Genomic DNA, 15,147 nt, shown 5'->3' on the forward strand with positions numbered 1-15,147 from the left:
AGTTTTCTATCCCTTGTCAAGATAAAAAGTCATTTTTTCAAAAACTTTCTGTTTTCTTCTTGATGTCCGCATCAAAAAGAGAGAACCGAGTTGGTTCCCTCTCTATGTTAGTTTTTCCTTTCTTAGCTTCCCTATAAGAATGCTAAGACCTATTAAAAACTTCCTTTTTGCGTGAACTTCCCCATCTTTCGATAAATAGAATCCCCAATAGCAAAAGGATAATCAGACAAGGAAGTAAGACAATACCCATGCTCCAATTTAGATCTACATTATTAATCTGCTTAGGTAATCTTCCAGATAGAATCTCTACTGAACGCAAGTAAGTAAAGGGAATCAGATGTGCAACACTCTGAAGAGGCTGGATCGTTTGGATACCAAACAATAAGCCAACAATCCCAATGAGGGAAAGAAAGAGGACGGGCATTTTTTGCTTGAAAAAGTAAGCAATCAAGTAGACGACTTCCACAATGACGATAAAGGCTAAGAAAGTTAAGAGCAAGCTAGGAAATAACACATCTTGTATTTTTCCAATAGTTACCTCTTGATTCGTTAAGCTATAAATCGGGTATGGATAATCTAACCGTCCAAAACCACTTATCAGACTTCCCACTAGAAAAGAAAAGCCACAAATTCCGATAAACAGCACGGTTACATAGCTCACCCCAACTCCAAGAGAGGACATGGCAAATGTCACTTTTGAAAAAGGATATAACTGAGCTGTGTCAAGATTATTTTGATATCTTTCTGCAAACAGTTGTGTTAGCATAAAAATAATAGCAATCACAAACAAGCTTGGGATGATAGCCTCTAAAATCCAGACAATCTGATCAATCCCGTGGGTCGGATAATCTAAATTGTGGGCTTTTATGTTCAAGGGATACAGGGCTTGGTAAGTCTTTCGTTCGCGGTCAACCGCCATTTTTAAGTCAGAGCTAGAAGTCGGTTCCTTCGATACAATTTCATAACTCTTTTCTTCAGCTTGCCACTGCAAATAGTAGGCTTCTTTCCAGCGCCCTTCTTTTAATAAAGTCAGAATTTCTTTCTTTTGCGTCAAAAGATTTTTTTGTATGTCTAAATTTTCTTTAGCAAATTGGTATTCCTCCGAGCTGGTGTCAGACATTTGAGAGAGCTTCTCTTCATTTTCATTGATAGCCCTCTCGTTGGCTGCAATACGAGTTTCCAATCGATTCTCCAAACTGACTGAGTTTGCAGTCCGACTATTGAAATAAAAGGTGACACCGAGTACAGATACAAATAAAGCTAAGATAATCCAGTTTAAACGACTTTTGAAAACTTTCTTTAATAAAAATAGGCTAATATCTTTCATAACGGAACCTCTTCTATCTTCCCCTGATGAATGGTTACGATGCTATCGCAAATCTCCATTAACTCCTCTTTGTAGTGGGAACTCAAAAGAACCAGCTGTTCTTTTCTATCGATTTGTGCCAGCCTATCAAAAAACTTCTGTCGATAATACTCATCTAAGCCATTTGTTATCTCATCCATGAGCCAGCATTTCGCCTGACTGAGGAAATACATGGCAATCACCAAGCGTTGCTTCATCCCTAAGGAATACTTGCGGATGGGAAGGCTGATATAGTCAGACATTTCCCAGTAGGCTATTTCATCCCTTAAGTTCAGGTCTGACTTCCAGATTTTTTTTTATGAGACGAAGGTAGTCCATCCCACTTAAGTTTCCATCCAGCCATTCAACGCTCTCATAATAAAACAAAGAAGGAGGGGCTGCGATATGTCCACTACTAAGGGGAAGCAGCTTGCTCATAGCTCGGAACAGGGTCGTCTTTCCAGAGCCATTGATAGCAAGAAGGCCATAAATCCTACCTTTTTTAAAGGTGAAATCCGCATCTTGCAAGATGACTTGTCGCGTTTTTAAGGTAACATGAGTAAGAGTTAACATATCCAGCCCTCCTTTTTCTCACTCTTTAACGATTGATAGTTTCCTGTCTAGTAGTTAATGACCTCATAGCGAACAGAATGCAAATCAGACCAACTTTTTAGTCATTATAGAGTAATAAGCAAACCATCTTGGAATGTTTACATATTTACGTCCGTGGTAATTCATACTAAACTTCCAAGCGGTATTCCAATCATACCGATAACTTTTTCTGATTTTTCATTGCCTTTATATCATTACTATTGAAAACACTTTCATTATATCGCTTTTCTCATTATTATGCAACAGATTTTTAGTTTATTTTACTAATATATAACATCTTTTCTTCCTAACGAACCGTTTCAATTCGCCAACTATTCCACCCTGTAAAGCGGATAGCCCCTTGCTGGTCAGTTCGGTAAATCTTACTCTTGATGAATTCCAGTCGTGTCAAGGTTTCCTGATGGGGGAGCTTCACACGATTGTTCTTTCCAACTGAGATGAGTGTAATTTCTGGTTTGAGTTTTTCTAGAAAAGCTGGATTTGATGAGGTTTTAGAACCATGTTGGCCTGCTTTCAAGACATCCACCTCTAAGTCAGAATATTGCTTTAGAAGATCCTTCTCTCCCTTCTCTTTCAAATTTCCTGTGAAGAGAAAGTGCTTATCCAAGAGTTTTCCATAAAGAACCAGGGAACCATCACGATCCCCATCTCCAATCTGCCTTGGAGATAGGACTTCTAACTGACTTCCAAAAATCGGCAAGTTCTCCCCTGCTGTCACACTGCGCACCTTGGTTTGGCTTGCTTCTAGTTCTGCTACAAATTTCTTCTGTGTCAGACTTCCTTTTGATACTAAAATTTCCCCGACACGGAAAGCCTTGGTCACCTCTAGCAAATCACCAACATGTTCCTTGTCTGTACTGGTCAAAATCAGCTGGTCAATCTTAGCTACTCCGCGACTTTTAAGATAGGGAATCAAGGTTCTCTGGGCATTGCTGATCGTCGCCTTTTCTTGCCATTTTTCGATTTTCTTATCAGATTCTGCCTTGCCTCCCACATCTATGAGAATGGTTTTACCAGTTACATCCCGTAGGAAAATACTTTCACCTTGCCCAACATCCAGCATGGTAATTTCATTTTCCAGTGGATGCTTGATAAGGAAAAAGAGCCCCACAATAAAGAGACTGAATCCTGCTAGTCTTTTGATGTGTTTTCTCATGTCATAGACCAAGGCTAATGAAACTAAGAGAAGAATCAACAGCCACGCGGTGGGTTGACCAAAGACCAGAGGTCTGCTTGCCAGCTGCGATACCAAGCGAATGACGCCCTCCAACCACTCAAAGACAAAGTTAAACTGAGTGACTGGGTAAACAAAAGACAGAATGTATAAGATGGACAAAAGCGGTAAGAAGACCACATCAAACAGAAAGGAAAAGACAAAGGTCAAAAGGATAGACCAAGGTTGAAATTCTGCAAAATAGAAGGATAGAATGGGCAATATTCCCAAGGAAATGACCAGACTTTCTCTGGCAACAGCCTTGAGCCCCTCCCCTTCTTTGCTAGTCATGGTCAGGATAAAAGCGTAGGCGCAGGACAAGACTCCTCCTGCAGTTAGGAAAAAGTTAGGCATGATGATAAAGAGGACAAGCACCGTCAAGGCGAAGTTATCCAAATCCTTAACGCCATGTTGGGCCAGTAACTTTTGTAAGAGACTGCGAATGACCGAAGCTGAAAATCCTGTCAGACCTGCATAGATAAGGGAAAAGGGATAGGTCAGCCACTTCAACTTTTCTTGGGTCAAGCCCAATCGTAAGAGAAATTTCTTAAAGACATCCATAAAGAAGCCCACCTGCATACCCGACAAGGCAAAGAGATGGATAATTCCAAGACTGGAATAGAGCTCATTCATCTCCTCAAAGTCCGTATCCAGATGTCCTAACAGAAGGCCCGTCATATAATTACGCATAGGATCTGGAAAGTGCGTCTTGATCCAAACAATAGCCTTTCGACGTAAACTTGATAAATTTTCACCTATTTCCCAACTGCTAACCTGTTTAAGTGACTGGATGCTCTTGATAGTCAGTGTCTGGTAAATCCCTTGAGTTTTCAGATAGGCTTGGTAGTCAAATCCACCAAAATTTCTCTGCCCTTCAGGCTCAGAGACTTTTCCTTCTAGTTCAATCTCATAAAGGTCTGTCAAGGCCTGAAAGAGCTCTTTCTCCTCCTCAGACTGGAGTTTATAGTAAACTTGGAAGGTACGGCCGTCAGCCTTACCCCGAAAGGACAGACTATCTCCATTGACCTTAATAGTGTCAGGCAAAATCCGTACCCTCTCAACAGAATCCAATAGGTTCTGACTAGCTTGTGTCTGTTGCCAGTTTTGAAACAGAAACCAAAAACCAAAAACTCCACAAATCGCTAGAACTTTTCCACTCGATTTCCAAGAAAATTGGAAAAAGAGACAGACAAGCAAAAAAACAAAACCTAGCAGTGCGAGATGGGACACTCCAAAAATGGCATAGTAAAGCCAGAGTAACAGAAAACTCAGATAGATTAGGGGGATAGGGAAATTCTTAATCCACTGTGACATAATCTTTTAGCTTTTCTATGGTCTTAGCGCCAATACCAGAGACTTTCTTTAATTCATCTACCGACTTGAATTTGCCATTTGCCTCACGATGGTCGATAATGTCCTGAGCCCTTTTTCCTCCCAATCCTTTGACCTGCTTGAGTTCTTCCAGACTGGCCTTATTGAGGTTAACCTTCTTTTCTTTACTTGTCGAAGGAGTCGTTCCAGAGCCAGCCTGCTGACTAACTGCTTCTTCTCCCTTAGTTGGAACATAGACAAGAGCCTCGTCACTGATTTTCTGTGCTAGATTAAGCGACTTGCTGTCTGCTTCTTCTGTCAATCCACCCGCCTTCTGAACGGCATCGTGAACACGACTCCCTACTGGTAAATCATAAATTCCTGGCGATTTAACAGCACCTTTGACATCTACTGTTATTAGATCTTGTTCAGGAGATTCTTCCTTTTCCTCCTTTTTCACTTCTTTTTCAGACGATGAATCCTTTGAAACGGCCGAAACTTCAGCTTGCAAGTTTGTTTCTTTCACAGATGTTTGTGAAGTTGGCTTTAGTAGGAAAAATCCGCTCAAGGCCAAACCTAGACCAGCACAGATGACAATGATTTTATACTCTTTGATTTTCTCGATAATTGCTTCCATATTTTCTCCTCTCTTAAGTTATTCGCAAGAGAAAGAAAAAACAGTCGAAAAATCTTTTCAACTGCTTATTTATTTGCAAAATAGTCTTCCTTAGTCAAGACATAATGAACCCTTGTGATAATTCGACCTGGTTCTTTATTATCCATTCTGGCATAGGGTTCTTCGTGGGAAAAACGCATACCTGATTTCTCCATGACCTTTCCTGATGCGGGATTGTCTTTGTCATGAAGGGCAGTCAACTTGTTCATTCCAATCTTCTCAAAAGCCAGTTCAATCACAGCACGATTGGCTTCTGTCGTCAATCCTTGATTCCAATATTTTTTATTGATAATGTAGCCAATGGCTGCCTTCTTAAGAACAGTATCGATCTTGTGCAAGTCAATGGTTCCGATAAACTTGCCATTGCTTTTTAGTTCGATTCCCCACCGTCCCAAGGGATTAGCCAAGTAGAACTGAGCGATGTTGTTCTTGGTTTCTTCTAAGCTTTGATTTGTTGGAAAAGTGTAGCGTGTATTTTCTCTGTCTGAGGCGTACTCAAACATAGCTTCTGCATCGTCCAAGGTTACAGGTCGGAGCAATAAACGCTCCGTTTCTATTGATGGATACTGAGCAAATTTCACAAATATTGATTCCATACTTTTTCCTCCATTAGAGCTTGATTCTCACTAGTCTAGCATAAATAAATTTGGATGACAAGTTTTTCTTGATTTTTGAAGCGGTTTCATATACAATAAAACCATCACATTTTTCATTTATGAACTGGAATGTGACAACTAAAACAATACCGTCAATTGAAAGGTAGGTTATCTCTATGTTAATCGGAATTCCAAAAGAAATTAAGAACAATGAAAACCGCGTTGCCCTCACTCCTGCTGGCGTCCACAGTTTGATCACCCGTGGGCATCATGTCCTCATCGAAACAAATGCTGGTCTCGGTTCAGGATTTACTGATGCGGACTATCAAAAGCAAGGTGCTGAGATTGTCGCTACTGCTGCTGAAGCTTGGGCAGCTGAGTTAGTCGTGAAAGTAAAAGAACCACTAGCTTCTGAATATGGCTATTTGCGAGATGATCTTCTCCTCTTCACTTACTTGCACATGGCTGCTGCTCCAGAGTTAGCAGATGCCATGCTAGCAGCAAAAACAACAGGAATTGCCTATGAGACTGTCCGTGACTCCCTAGGTCACCTACCACTCCTCGTTCCAATGAGTGAGGTTGCCGGTCGTATGGCAGTTCAAATCGGTGCTCACTTCCTTACCAAACAAGCTGGCGGCTCTGGTGTCCTACTTGGTGGTGTACCGGGTGTTCCAAAAGGAAAAGTAACCATCATCGGTGGCGGTGTCGTTGGTACACATGCTGCCCGCATCGCCTTGGGACTCGGTGCTCAAGTGACTATTTTAGATATCAGTGCGAAGCGTCTCTCAGTTCTAGAAGAAGTCTTCGGAAACCAAATCCAAACTCTTATGTCCAATTCATTCAATATCGAAGCAAGCGTGAAAGATGCTGATGTGGTGATTGGTGCAGTTCTCATCCCTGGTGCCAAGGCACCAAAACTGGTGACAGATGAGATGGTCAAACAAATGCGTCCAGGCTCTGTCATCGTTGACGTTGCCGTTGACCAAGGTGGCGTTATCGAGACAGCTGACCGTGTGACCACGCACGATGAGCCCGTCTATGAAAAACATGGGGTGCTCCACTATGCTGTTGCCAACATCCCTGGCGCGGTAGCTCGTACTTCAACCATCGCCCTAACTAATGTCACCCTTCCTTATATCGAAGCTTTAGCTGACAAGGGATTCCAAAAAGCAATCACTGAAGATCAAGGCTTACGTGAAGGAGTGACAACTTACCAAGGTTACTTGACTAGTCTTCCAGTTGCCCAAGGGCTAGATAAGGATTACACTTCGATTGATGAACTTGTCTAAAGACATTAACTAGTTAACACAGATACGATAAAGAGCAGTTCAGATGAAACTGCTCTTTTTTGCTATTCTGTTTCTTCGTTCTTCTCTTCATTTTTAACTGGAGCTGGTTCATAGGCTCGGATAATCTGAGCGACAACTGGATGGCGAACCACATCCTTAGCTGAAAAATGAACAAAGTCGATCTGGTGAATGTTCTTGAGCTTTTCTTGAGCATCAATCAAACCAGACTTGACATTTCGCGGTAGGTCAATCTGACTGATATCTCCATTGACAATCATCTTAGAATTAAAACCTAAACGAGTCAAGAACATCTTCATCTGCATGATGGTCGTATTTTGCGCCTCATCCAGAATGACAAAGGCATCATCCAAGGTCCGACCACGCATGTAGGCAAGGGGAGCGATTTCGATAATTTCACGCTCCATGAGACGGGTCGTTTGGTCTTTGCCGAGAATCTGATACAAGGCATCATAAACAGGTCGAAGGTAAGGGTCCACCTTCTCCTTGAGATCACCCGGAAGAAATCCAAGACTCTCTCCTGCTTCCACTGCTGGACGAGTTAGGATAATTCGCTTGACCTGCCCACGTTTAAGGGCTGTCACAGCCAAAGTCACTGCAAGGAATGTCTTCCCTGTCCCTGCAGGTCCAATACCAAAAGTTACATCATGCTGTTTGACACTGTCCACATAAAGTTTTTGACCCAATGTTTTGACACGGATAGGCTTCCCTGTATTGTCCTTGATGATTTCTTCTTCGTAAAGGGCGACAAACTTGTCGATTTCATCGTTTTTGACCATACTAATCGCAGTTACCACATCTGGCGTGCCAACCGTCATTCCTCGATTCACCAAGACCATCAAAGCCTGAATAACCTGACGGGCTTCCTCACAGGCAGTCTCTTCTCCCAAAACCTGGACAATCTCCGTACGGGCATGAATCACAACATCGAGCTCTTCTTCCATCAAACGAAGATGGCGCTCATTGGAACCAAAAAGATGAAACAGGTCATCTGGATGACTCAGTTGAATGTCTATTGAATGTTCCTTCAAATAAAGAACCTCTCTAATCCGTTTATTTCTTTTTATTATAGCAAAGAGAACAATAAAATACTAGCCTCATCTCATTGTCTCTAGTGTTCTAAGTATTCTTGCCAGATGGCGTCAAAGTCTCCTAGGTTAAAAGAGAAGCTGGCATGCTCCTCCAAAAAGCGACTCACCTCATCAAAATCATCCGTGTGTTTTGGGAAGGCTGACTCCTCAAAAGCGAGGTCTGCCAAGATGGCTTTGGGGCTATTACTTTTAGGATTGCGCTCAGTCATGAGCCAAGTGTAAAATGATTTTCTCAATTCTTTCTCCTATCAAGAGTTTTTTGATGACACTTTTCTGATTCTTGAAAATTACTGGACTTAGCCTCTGATACGTAGTGGTTTATAAAATCTGTTTTCGCACCTGTATAGGCATCACGATTGTGTTCAAATTTTTTCCATAAATTTAGTTTTAATTCCTGATACGCTTGGGCGATATCTGGATGCTGGCAGAGATAATCTCTAAAATAAATCTCGTCATGATCTCCCATCAGTCGCAAATGTAGATGAAAAACTTTCTCAGCAAATCCCTGCTCTGTATAGCCTTTATTTAGCGAAATCCTGTTAGGACTCTCCGACATCACTAGCCAACCATTCTTCACCAATAAATCCCTATCTCTTACTAAATCCTCTATTCTACCTACTTCTAGCAGAATATCAACGATGTTCTTAGCCCAAATATTAGGGATAGCAGTGCTACCGATATGTTCTATTCTTTTAATAACATTTGCACCTAATATTTTTTTCAGATTTTCTTTTTCCGATTCATACCAGTCTTTCCACTCTGACTTGTGCTCTACTAGAAAAATAGGAAAAAGTTGCCAGAGTTCCTCTAAACTCATTTCTTCAAGTTTCTTTTTCATGTCTATAAGACCTAAATCAACTCTGTCCCAAACTGGTCTTGCTTGATTTTACCAGCCTTCATCAAGCCACCGAGTGCTTTCTTGAATTGACCTTTAGAGATACCAAAGGTTGCCTTGATATCTTCAGGGGAGGACTTATCATTTAAGGTCATGAAACCGCCATTGCTTTCCAAGTAAGTCAAAATCATCTGAGCATCATTTTCCAACATCTCAAAAGAACGTGGTTTGAGCGAGAGATTAAGAGTACGGTCCACTTCACGGAAACCGATGACACGCGCATCTAACACTTGCCCCAAACGTGGCTCTGCGTAACGCTCACTTGGGTGAATGAAACCAAGCATGTTATTCTCTGGCAGATAGACAAAGGTCCCTGACAGCTTGAGACGGTAAACAATTGCTGGCCAGTTTTGGTTCTGCATGTTGTTGTAGGCAGGACGAGCCAGACGTTGGAAATCTTCTTGATACGCCAAGAGCCCCCAAATTCGGTCTTTCTTGTCCACTTCAAGACGGATGTAAAGTTTGTCGCCCTTCTTAGGCCAGAGTTCCTTGAGCTCAGGGAGGATATCGAGTGACACAACGATTTCCTTATCAGGTAGACCGGTATCGACAAAAACACCCAAGTCCTTACGAACTTCCGTTACCGTTCCCCAACCAAATTGGTCCTGAGTGGCAGTCACTTCTAGAGTGGTCAAGCGGAGTTTCTGCTTCATATCGGTATAGGCAAAACCTTTGACTGTATCCCCTACTGTGTGTTGGCCTTCTTCCTTAGCAAGAGCATAAGTTTGACCATCCTTTTGCACAAAGTAAAAACGGTCATTTTCATCGATGATAAGTCCAACGATAAAACTTGCAAGATTTGTATTCATATTTCCTTCTTTCGAATAAAACTCAGCCAGCAATGCCAACTGAGTTTTTCTGTTTATTTTTAGACTTCCAAGATTTCTTTTTCTTTATTGGCAGTCATGTCGTCGATGTGTTTCACAGCATCGTCTGTTACTTTTTGAATATCTTTTTCAAGAGTCTTCAATTCGTCTTCAGTGATTTCTTTTGCTTTTTCTTGTTTTTTAGCTTCATCCATAGCATCGCGACGGATATTGCGGACAGCCACTTTAGCACTTTCACCAACCTTCTTCACTTCTTTAGCAAGGTCACGACGAGTTTCTTCTGTAAGAGCTGGGATAACCAAGCGAATCACAGAGCCGTCATTAGCTGGTGTAATACCAAGATCAGAAGCGTTCAAGGCACGTTCGATGTCTTTCAATGAAGACTTGTCAAATGGCGTTACCAACAAAACACGCGCTTCTGGAATGGTAATTGAAGCGATTTGGTTAAGAGGAGTTTCGACTCCATAGTATTCTACGTGGATACGGTCTAGCAAGCTTGCGTTGGCACGACCAGCACGGATACCACCAAATTCACGAGCAAGTGATTGGTGAGACTGGGTCATTCTCTCTTTAGCTTTTTCTACAATTGCGTTAGCCATAATTTTCTTATTCCTTTTCTTCGATATTGTTTGAAACTGTTGTTCCGATATTTTCACCAAATACGACACGTTTGATGTTGCCTGGTTGGTTCATGTTAAAGACAACCAAGTCAATGTCGTTGTCCATTGAGAGGGTTGAAGCTGTTGAGTCCATGATACGAAGACCTTTATTGATAACATCACGGTGAGTCAATTCTTCAAACTTAACGGCTGTCTTGTCTTTCTTAGGATCGGCATTGTAAACACCATCTACGCCATTTTTAGCCATAAGGATGGCATCCGCTTCAATTTCAGCTGCACGAAGGGCCGCTGTTGTATCTGTTGAGAAGTAAGGTGAACCAATTCCGGCACCAAAGATAACGATACGGCCTTTTTCAAGATGACGAAGGGCACGTCCACGTACGTAAGGCTCTGCCACTTGTTGCATAGAAATAGCTGTTTGAACACGCGTATCGACACCAACTTGTTGCAATGAATCTGCCATTACAAGAGCATTCATCACAGTCCCAAGCATTCCTGTGTAATCTGCCTGAACGCGGTCCATTCCTGCTTCTGCAGCAGGTTCTCCACGCCAGAGATTTCCTCCACCAATAACAAGGGCAATTTCGATACCTAAACTATGAACTTCTTGAATCTCTTTTGCGATTTTTTGAACTGTCTGGATATCAATCCCTACGCCACGTTCACCGGCAAGGGCTTCACCTGATAACTTGATTAAAATACGTTTATACTTGGGGTTAGCCATTTTTACTCTCCTTTTTTTATCCTACCTATTTTATCACAATTTCTAAGATTTTTATAGTATCATGAGCAATTCTTTCAAAAAAATTAGACCGTTAAAAATTCCTCTAAGTCGGTAAGGGCACGCTCTGCAATTTTTTCATAACGAGCCTTCTTATCACGGATACGCTCGCCTCCCAATTCCTTGATAATCCCGAAATTGACGTTCATTGGTTGGAAATGTTTGCTATCAGCGTGAGTGATGTAATGAGCCAGACTTCCAATCGCTGTTGTCTCTGGGAAGATAGCTTCACTTTCACCCTTGAAGAGTCGAGCCGCGTTAATTCCCGCAACTAAGCCTGACGCCGCTGACTCAACATAGCCTTCCACACCCGTCATCTGGCCAGCAAAGAAGAGATTGGGTTGTTTCTTAGAACGGTAAGTCTGTTCGAGAAGATTTGGTGAATCCATGTAAGAATTGCGGTGCATGACACCATAACGAACAAACTCAGCATTTTCAAGACCCGGAATCATTTGGAAGACACGCTTTTGTTCTCCCCATTTGAGGTGGGTCTGGAAACCGACGATATTGTAGAGGCTACCAGCTGCATTGTCCTGACGAAGCTGGACAACTGCATACGGTGTTTTGAACTCTCCATCTCGAGGGCCTGTATAGTCGTCTGGATACTCCAGACCGACTGGCTTCATCGGTCCATAGAGCATGGTTTTAATGCCACGCTTAGCCATGACTTCGATTGGCATGCATCCTTCAAAGTACTTTTCTTTTTCAAAGGAATTCAGCGGTGCTTCTTCCGCATTAACCAAGGCTTCATGAAAATCCATAAACTCTTGCTTGGTCATTGGAGCATTGAGGTAGGCCGCCTCTCCCTTGTCATAACGAGACTTGAGATAGACCTTGCTCATATCGATAGTATTGACATCGATAATAGGCGCCGCCGCGTCGTAGAAATAGAATCCATCACCGTCATTAAGGGCATGAATCTTTTCAGCTAGAGCATCGCTGGTCAAAGGACCAGTAGCGACAACTGTAATAACATCGGTCGGCAATTCTGTAATCTCATCACGGACCACTTCAATCAAGGGATGATTGGCCACTTTTTCGGTCACCATTTGAGAGAAACCATCGCGGTCCACCGCAAGGGCTCCACCAGCAGGAACACGTGTAGCCTCAGCAGACTCCAAGATAACAGAACCCAAGCGACGCATTTCTTCCTTGAGAAGCCCAACTGCATTGGTCAAAGCATCCCCACGCAGGGAATTGGAACAAACCAACTCAGCAAAATTGTCTGTTTTGTGCTGAGGAGTTGATTTGACACCACGCATTTCATAAAGTTTAACTGGAATACCACGTTCTGCGATTTGGTAAGCAGCTTCAGACCCTGCCAAACCTGCTCCGATAACATTGATATAAGATTGAGACATAAGACTTTTTCACCATTATGGGAGAAAAATCTGCTCTTCCTTTTCTAGGCTTTTAGTAACAGCCTCCCATAAACTTTCTATAGATAATCACTCCTACTAGTATAACAAAAAAGGTAGACAGAAAGAACTAAAAAGGCCTATAGATTAAAAATGAACCCACAAACAAACCCCAGATAGCCTNAGGCTATCTGGGGTTCTTATTTCAAACACTAGAATGGGAACAAGCACTCCATTCTAGACAGTTCCTGAAACTTAGTCCTCTAGGTCCATTTCAGAAGCTGCTGATTTCTTCTTCTTGCCAATAAGAGAGGCAGTTGCCAAGGCAGCTACTCCTAATCCAAGACCAGCAAATTGGTTACTTGCAGTTCCTGTATTTGGAAGTCTTCTACCGTTTGAATGTCCTGGTCCAGCAGGTTGTTGTGCAGGAGCTTGTGAGTGGTTCAATGCACTTGAGATTGAAGCACTGTCAGACAAGCTAGCTGAGGCGTTTGCACTATCGCTCAATGATGTACTTACAGACACACTGTGTGAAGCTGAATCGCTTGCAGTTCCTGAATTTGATACACTACCTGGGCCAGTGCTTGTACTTGCTGAGTGGAAGCCTCCACCTGGTGTTGGTGTCTTGCTTGCGTTGGCTGAAGCTGATTGACTTGTGCTTACGCTAGTGCTTACAGATGCAGAATCGCTTACGCTTGTACTCAATGATGCGCTGGTTGAAGTTGATTCATTTCCTCCAGCATTGCTTGCTGAATTAGAAGCACCGATTGAAGCAGAGATGCTGTTGCTCAAGCTTGTGCTTACTGATGCAGAGTCACTTGCTGATGCATTCGCTACGCTTGCTGAAGCTGATTGACTTGCGCTTACGCTTGTGCTTACTGATGCAGACTCGCTTGCTGATGCATTCGCTACGCTTGCTGATTCAGATGCACTGATTGAAGCAGAGATGCTGTTGCTCAAGCTTGTTGAATCTGATACAGATGCGCTTGTTGACGCTGAGGCACTGTTGCTTGCGCTTGTGCTTGCTGATTCAGATGCACTGATTGAAGCAGAGATGCTGTTGCTCAAACTTGTTGATGCTGAAGCTGAAGCACTACGTGATGCTGACTCGCTGTTGCTTGCACTTGTGCTTGCTGATTCAGATGCACTGATTGAAGCAGAGATGCTGTTGCTCAAGCTTGTTGAATCAGATACAGATGCGCTTGTTGACGCTGAAGCACTGTTGCTTGCGCTTGTGCTTGCTGAGTTAGAAGCGCTGATTGAAGCAGAGATGCTGTTGCTCAAGCTTGTTGATTCAGAAGCACTGATTGAAGCAGAGATGCTGTTGCTCAAGCTTGTTGATGCTGAAGCTGAGGCACTACGTGATGCAGACTCGCTATTGCTTACGCTTGTGCTTGCTGATTCAGATGCACTGATTGAAGCAGAGATGCTGTTGCTCAAGCTTGTTGATTCAGAAGCACTGATTGAAGCAGAGATGCTGTTGCTCAAGCTTGTTGATGCTGAAGCTGAGGCACTACGTGATGCAGACTCGCTATTGCTTACGCTTGTGCTTGCTGAGTTAGAAGCGCTGATTGAAGCAGAGATGCTGTTGCTCAAGCTTGTTGATGCTGAAGCTGAGGCACTACGTGATGCAGACTCGCTGTTGCTTGCGCTTGTTGAATCAGATACAGATGCGCTTGTTGACGCTGAGGCACTGTTGCTTACGCTTGTGCTTGCTGAGTTAGAAGCGCTGATTGAAGCAGAGATGCTGTTGCTCAAGCTTGTTGATGCTGAAGCTGAGGCACTACGTGATGCAGACTCGCTGTTGCTTGCGCTTGTTGAATCAGATACAGATGCGCTTGTTGACGCTGAGGCACTGTTGCTTGCACTTGTGCTTGCTGATTCTGAAGCGCTGATTGAAGCAGAGATGCTGTTGCTCAAGCTTGTTGAATCAGATACTGATGCGCTTGTTGACGCTGAGGCACTGTTGCTTGCACTTGTACTTGCTGATTCTGAGGCAGACTTGCTTGCTGAGTCAGATGTTGAAGCACTGTTGCTTGCACTTGTGCTTGTTGATTCTGATGCACTGATTGAAGCAGAAATGCTGTTGCTTACGCTTGTTGAATCTGATACAGATGCGCTTGTTGACGCTGAGGCACTGTTGCTTGCGCTTGTACTTGCTGATTCAGACGCAGACTTGCTTGCTGAGTCAGATGTTGAAGCACTGTTGCTTACGCTTGTGCTTGCTGATTCTGAAGCGCTGATTGAAGCAGAGATGCTGTTGCTCAAGCTTGTTGAATCAGATACTGATGCGCTTGTTGATGCTGATGCACTGTTGCTTGCACTTGTACTTGCTGATTCTGAAGCACTGATTGAAGCAGAAATGCTATTGCTTACGCTTGTTGAATCAGATACAGATGCGCTTGTTGACGCTGATGCACTGTTGCTTGCACTTGTGCTTGCTGATTCTGAAGCAGACTTGCTTGCTGAGTCAGACGTTGATGCACTGTTGCTTGCGCTTGTGCTTGCTGATTCA

General features: G+C 43.0%; 13 protein-coding genes and 2 pseudogenes. 2 read left to right on the top strand and 13 right to left on the bottom strand.

Annotation, left to right across the window (positions count from 1 at the left end; translation table 11 throughout):
• Positions 1 to 142: 142 nt before the first annotated feature.
• From D8803_RS07470 to D8803_RS07490, 5 genes and pseudogenes are all read right to left on the bottom strand, one after another.
• A complete protein-coding gene (locus D8803_RS07470; RefSeq protein WP_131200736.1) occupies positions 143 to 1,327 on the bottom strand; it encodes a hypothetical protein in 1,185 nt (394 codons plus the stop codon).
• Positions 1,324 to 1,918 (bottom strand): annotated as a pseudogene (locus tag D8803_RS07475) (ATP-binding cassette domain-containing protein). The gene D8803_RS07470 and the pseudogene D8803_RS07475 overlap by 4 nt, the downstream one beginning before the upstream one ends.
• Positions 1,919 to 2,243: 325 nt before the next feature.
• Positions 2,244 to 4,484, bottom strand: coding sequence for a DNA internalization-related competence protein ComEC/Rec2 (locus D8803_RS07480; protein WP_131200737.1), 2,241 nt, complete (start codon positions 4,482 to 4,484; stop codon positions 2,244 to 2,246).
• Positions 4,468 to 5,118 carry a helix-hairpin-helix domain-containing protein gene (locus tag D8803_RS07485; protein WP_131200738.1) on the bottom strand — a complete coding sequence of 217 codons (651 nt, stop codon included), beginning with the start codon at positions 5,116 to 5,118 and terminating at the stop codon, positions 4,468 to 4,470. The genes D8803_RS07480 and D8803_RS07485 overlap by 17 nt, the downstream gene beginning before the upstream one ends.
• 65 nt (positions 5,119 to 5,183) lie before the next feature.
• A complete protein-coding gene (locus tag D8803_RS07490) occupies positions 5,184 to 5,753 on the bottom strand; it encodes a GNAT family N-acetyltransferase (RefSeq protein WP_061416628.1) in 570 nt (189 codons plus the stop codon).
• 176 nt (positions 5,754 to 5,929) lie between these two features.
• On the opposite strand from D8803_RS07490, the gene ald reads away from it, so the two are divergent.
• On the top strand, positions 5,930 to 7,042 hold the full coding sequence (gene ald, locus D8803_RS07500; RefSeq protein ID WP_125847230.1) for an alanine dehydrogenase: 1,113 nt from the start codon (positions 5,930 to 5,932) through the stop codon (positions 7,040 to 7,042).
• Between the two features lie 62 nt (positions 7,043 to 7,104).
• Here ald and D8803_RS07505 read toward each other — a convergent pair whose 3' ends face one another.
• From D8803_RS07505 to D8803_RS09950, 8 genes are all read right to left on the bottom strand, one after another.
• Positions 7,105 to 8,091, bottom strand: a complete 987-nt coding sequence (locus tag D8803_RS07505) for a PhoH family protein (RefSeq protein WP_084947732.1) — start codon at positions 8,089 to 8,091, stop codon at positions 7,105 to 7,107.
• 80 nt (positions 8,092 to 8,171) lie between these two features.
• Positions 8,172 to 8,387: a YozE family protein gene (locus D8803_RS07510; RefSeq protein WP_001232084.1), complete on the bottom strand. Its 216-nt coding sequence runs from the start codon at positions 8,385 to 8,387 to the stop codon at positions 8,172 to 8,174.
• Positions 8,384 to 8,989, bottom strand: a complete 606-nt coding sequence (locus tag D8803_RS07515; protein WP_131200739.1) for a GrpB family protein — start codon at positions 8,987 to 8,989, stop codon at positions 8,384 to 8,386. The genes D8803_RS07510 and D8803_RS07515 overlap by 4 nt, the downstream gene beginning before the upstream one ends.
• An 11-nt stretch (positions 8,990 to 9,000) precedes the next feature.
• Positions 9,001 to 9,855 (bottom strand): RNA-binding virulence regulatory protein CvfB, encoded by an 855-nt coding sequence (gene cvfB / locus D8803_RS07520; protein WP_001095457.1) that lies wholly within the window; start codon positions 9,853 to 9,855, stop codon positions 9,001 to 9,003.
• 59 nt (positions 9,856 to 9,914) lie between these two features.
• On the bottom strand, positions 9,915 to 10,472 hold the full coding sequence (gene frr / locus D8803_RS07525; RefSeq protein WP_131200740.1) for a ribosome recycling factor: 558 nt from the start codon (positions 10,470 to 10,472) through the stop codon (positions 9,915 to 9,917).
• A 7-nt stretch (positions 10,473 to 10,479) separates the two neighbouring features.
• On the bottom strand, positions 10,480 to 11,217 hold the full coding sequence (pyrH, locus tag D8803_RS07530; protein WP_000002990.1) for a UMP kinase: 738 nt from the start codon (positions 11,215 to 11,217) through the stop codon (positions 10,480 to 10,482).
• Positions 11,218 to 11,300: 83 nt separating this feature from the next.
• Positions 11,301 to 12,635, bottom strand: a complete 1,335-nt coding sequence (gene trmFO, locus D8803_RS07535; RefSeq protein WP_131200741.1) for a methylenetetrahydrofolate--tRNA-(uracil(54)-C(5))-methyltransferase (FADH(2)-oxidizing) TrmFO — start codon at positions 12,633 to 12,635, stop codon at positions 11,301 to 11,303.
• Between the two features lie 252 nt (positions 12,636 to 12,887).
• On the bottom strand, positions 12,888 to 13,592 hold the full coding sequence (locus tag D8803_RS09950) for an LPXTG cell wall anchor domain-containing protein (protein ID WP_317842873.1): 705 nt from the start codon (positions 13,590 to 13,592) through the stop codon (positions 12,888 to 12,890).
• Between D8803_RS09950 and D8803_RS09955 the strand changes: the two are divergent.
• Positions 13,579 to 15,147 (top strand): annotated as a pseudogene (locus D8803_RS09955) (hypothetical protein); the annotation flags it as partial. The gene D8803_RS09950 and the pseudogene D8803_RS09955 overlap by 14 nt on opposite strands.

The sequence above is a fragment of the Streptococcus oralis genome (genome assembly GCF_003943385.1).
GTDB lineage: Bacteria > Bacillota > Bacilli > Lactobacillales > Streptococcaceae > Streptococcus > Streptococcus oralis_CA.

Bases quoted from the DNA above. Each gene is read 5' to 3' on its own strand.
- D8803_RS07515 (WP_131200739.1), bottom strand. From the start codon at position 8,989: ATGAAAAAGAAACTTGAAGAAATGAGTTTAGAGGAACTCTGGCAACTT.
- frr (WP_131200740.1), bottom strand. From the start codon at position 10,472: ATGGCTAACGCAATTGTAGAAAAAGCTAAAGAGAGAATGACCCAGTCT.
- ald (WP_125847230.1), top strand. From the start codon at position 5,930: ATGTTAATCGGAATTCCAAAAGAAATTAAGAACAATGAAAACCGCGTT.
- D8803_RS07490 (WP_061416628.1), bottom strand. From the start codon at position 5,753: ATGGAATCAATATTTGTGAAATTTGCTCAGTATCCATCAATAGAAACG.
- D8803_RS07485 (WP_131200738.1), bottom strand. From the start codon at position 5,118: ATGGAAGCAATTATCGAGAAAATCAAAGAGTATAAAATCATTGTCATC.
- trmFO (WP_131200741.1), bottom strand. From the start codon at position 12,635: ATGTCTCAATCTTATATCAATGTTATCGGAGCAGGTTTGGCAGGGTCT.
- cvfB (WP_001095457.1), bottom strand. From the start codon at position 9,855: ATGAATACAAATCTTGCAAGTTTTATCGTTGGACTTATCATCGATGAA.
- D8803_RS07470 (WP_131200736.1), bottom strand. From the start codon at position 1,327: ATGAAAGATATTAGCCTATTTTTATTAAAGAAAGTTTTCAAAAGTCGT.
- pyrH (WP_000002990.1), bottom strand. From the start codon at position 11,217: ATGGCTAACCCCAAGTATAAACGTATTTTAATCAAGTTATCAGGTGAA.
- D8803_RS07480 (WP_131200737.1), bottom strand. From the start codon at position 4,484: ATGTCACAGTGGATTAAGAATTTCCCTATCCCCCTAATCTATCTGAGT.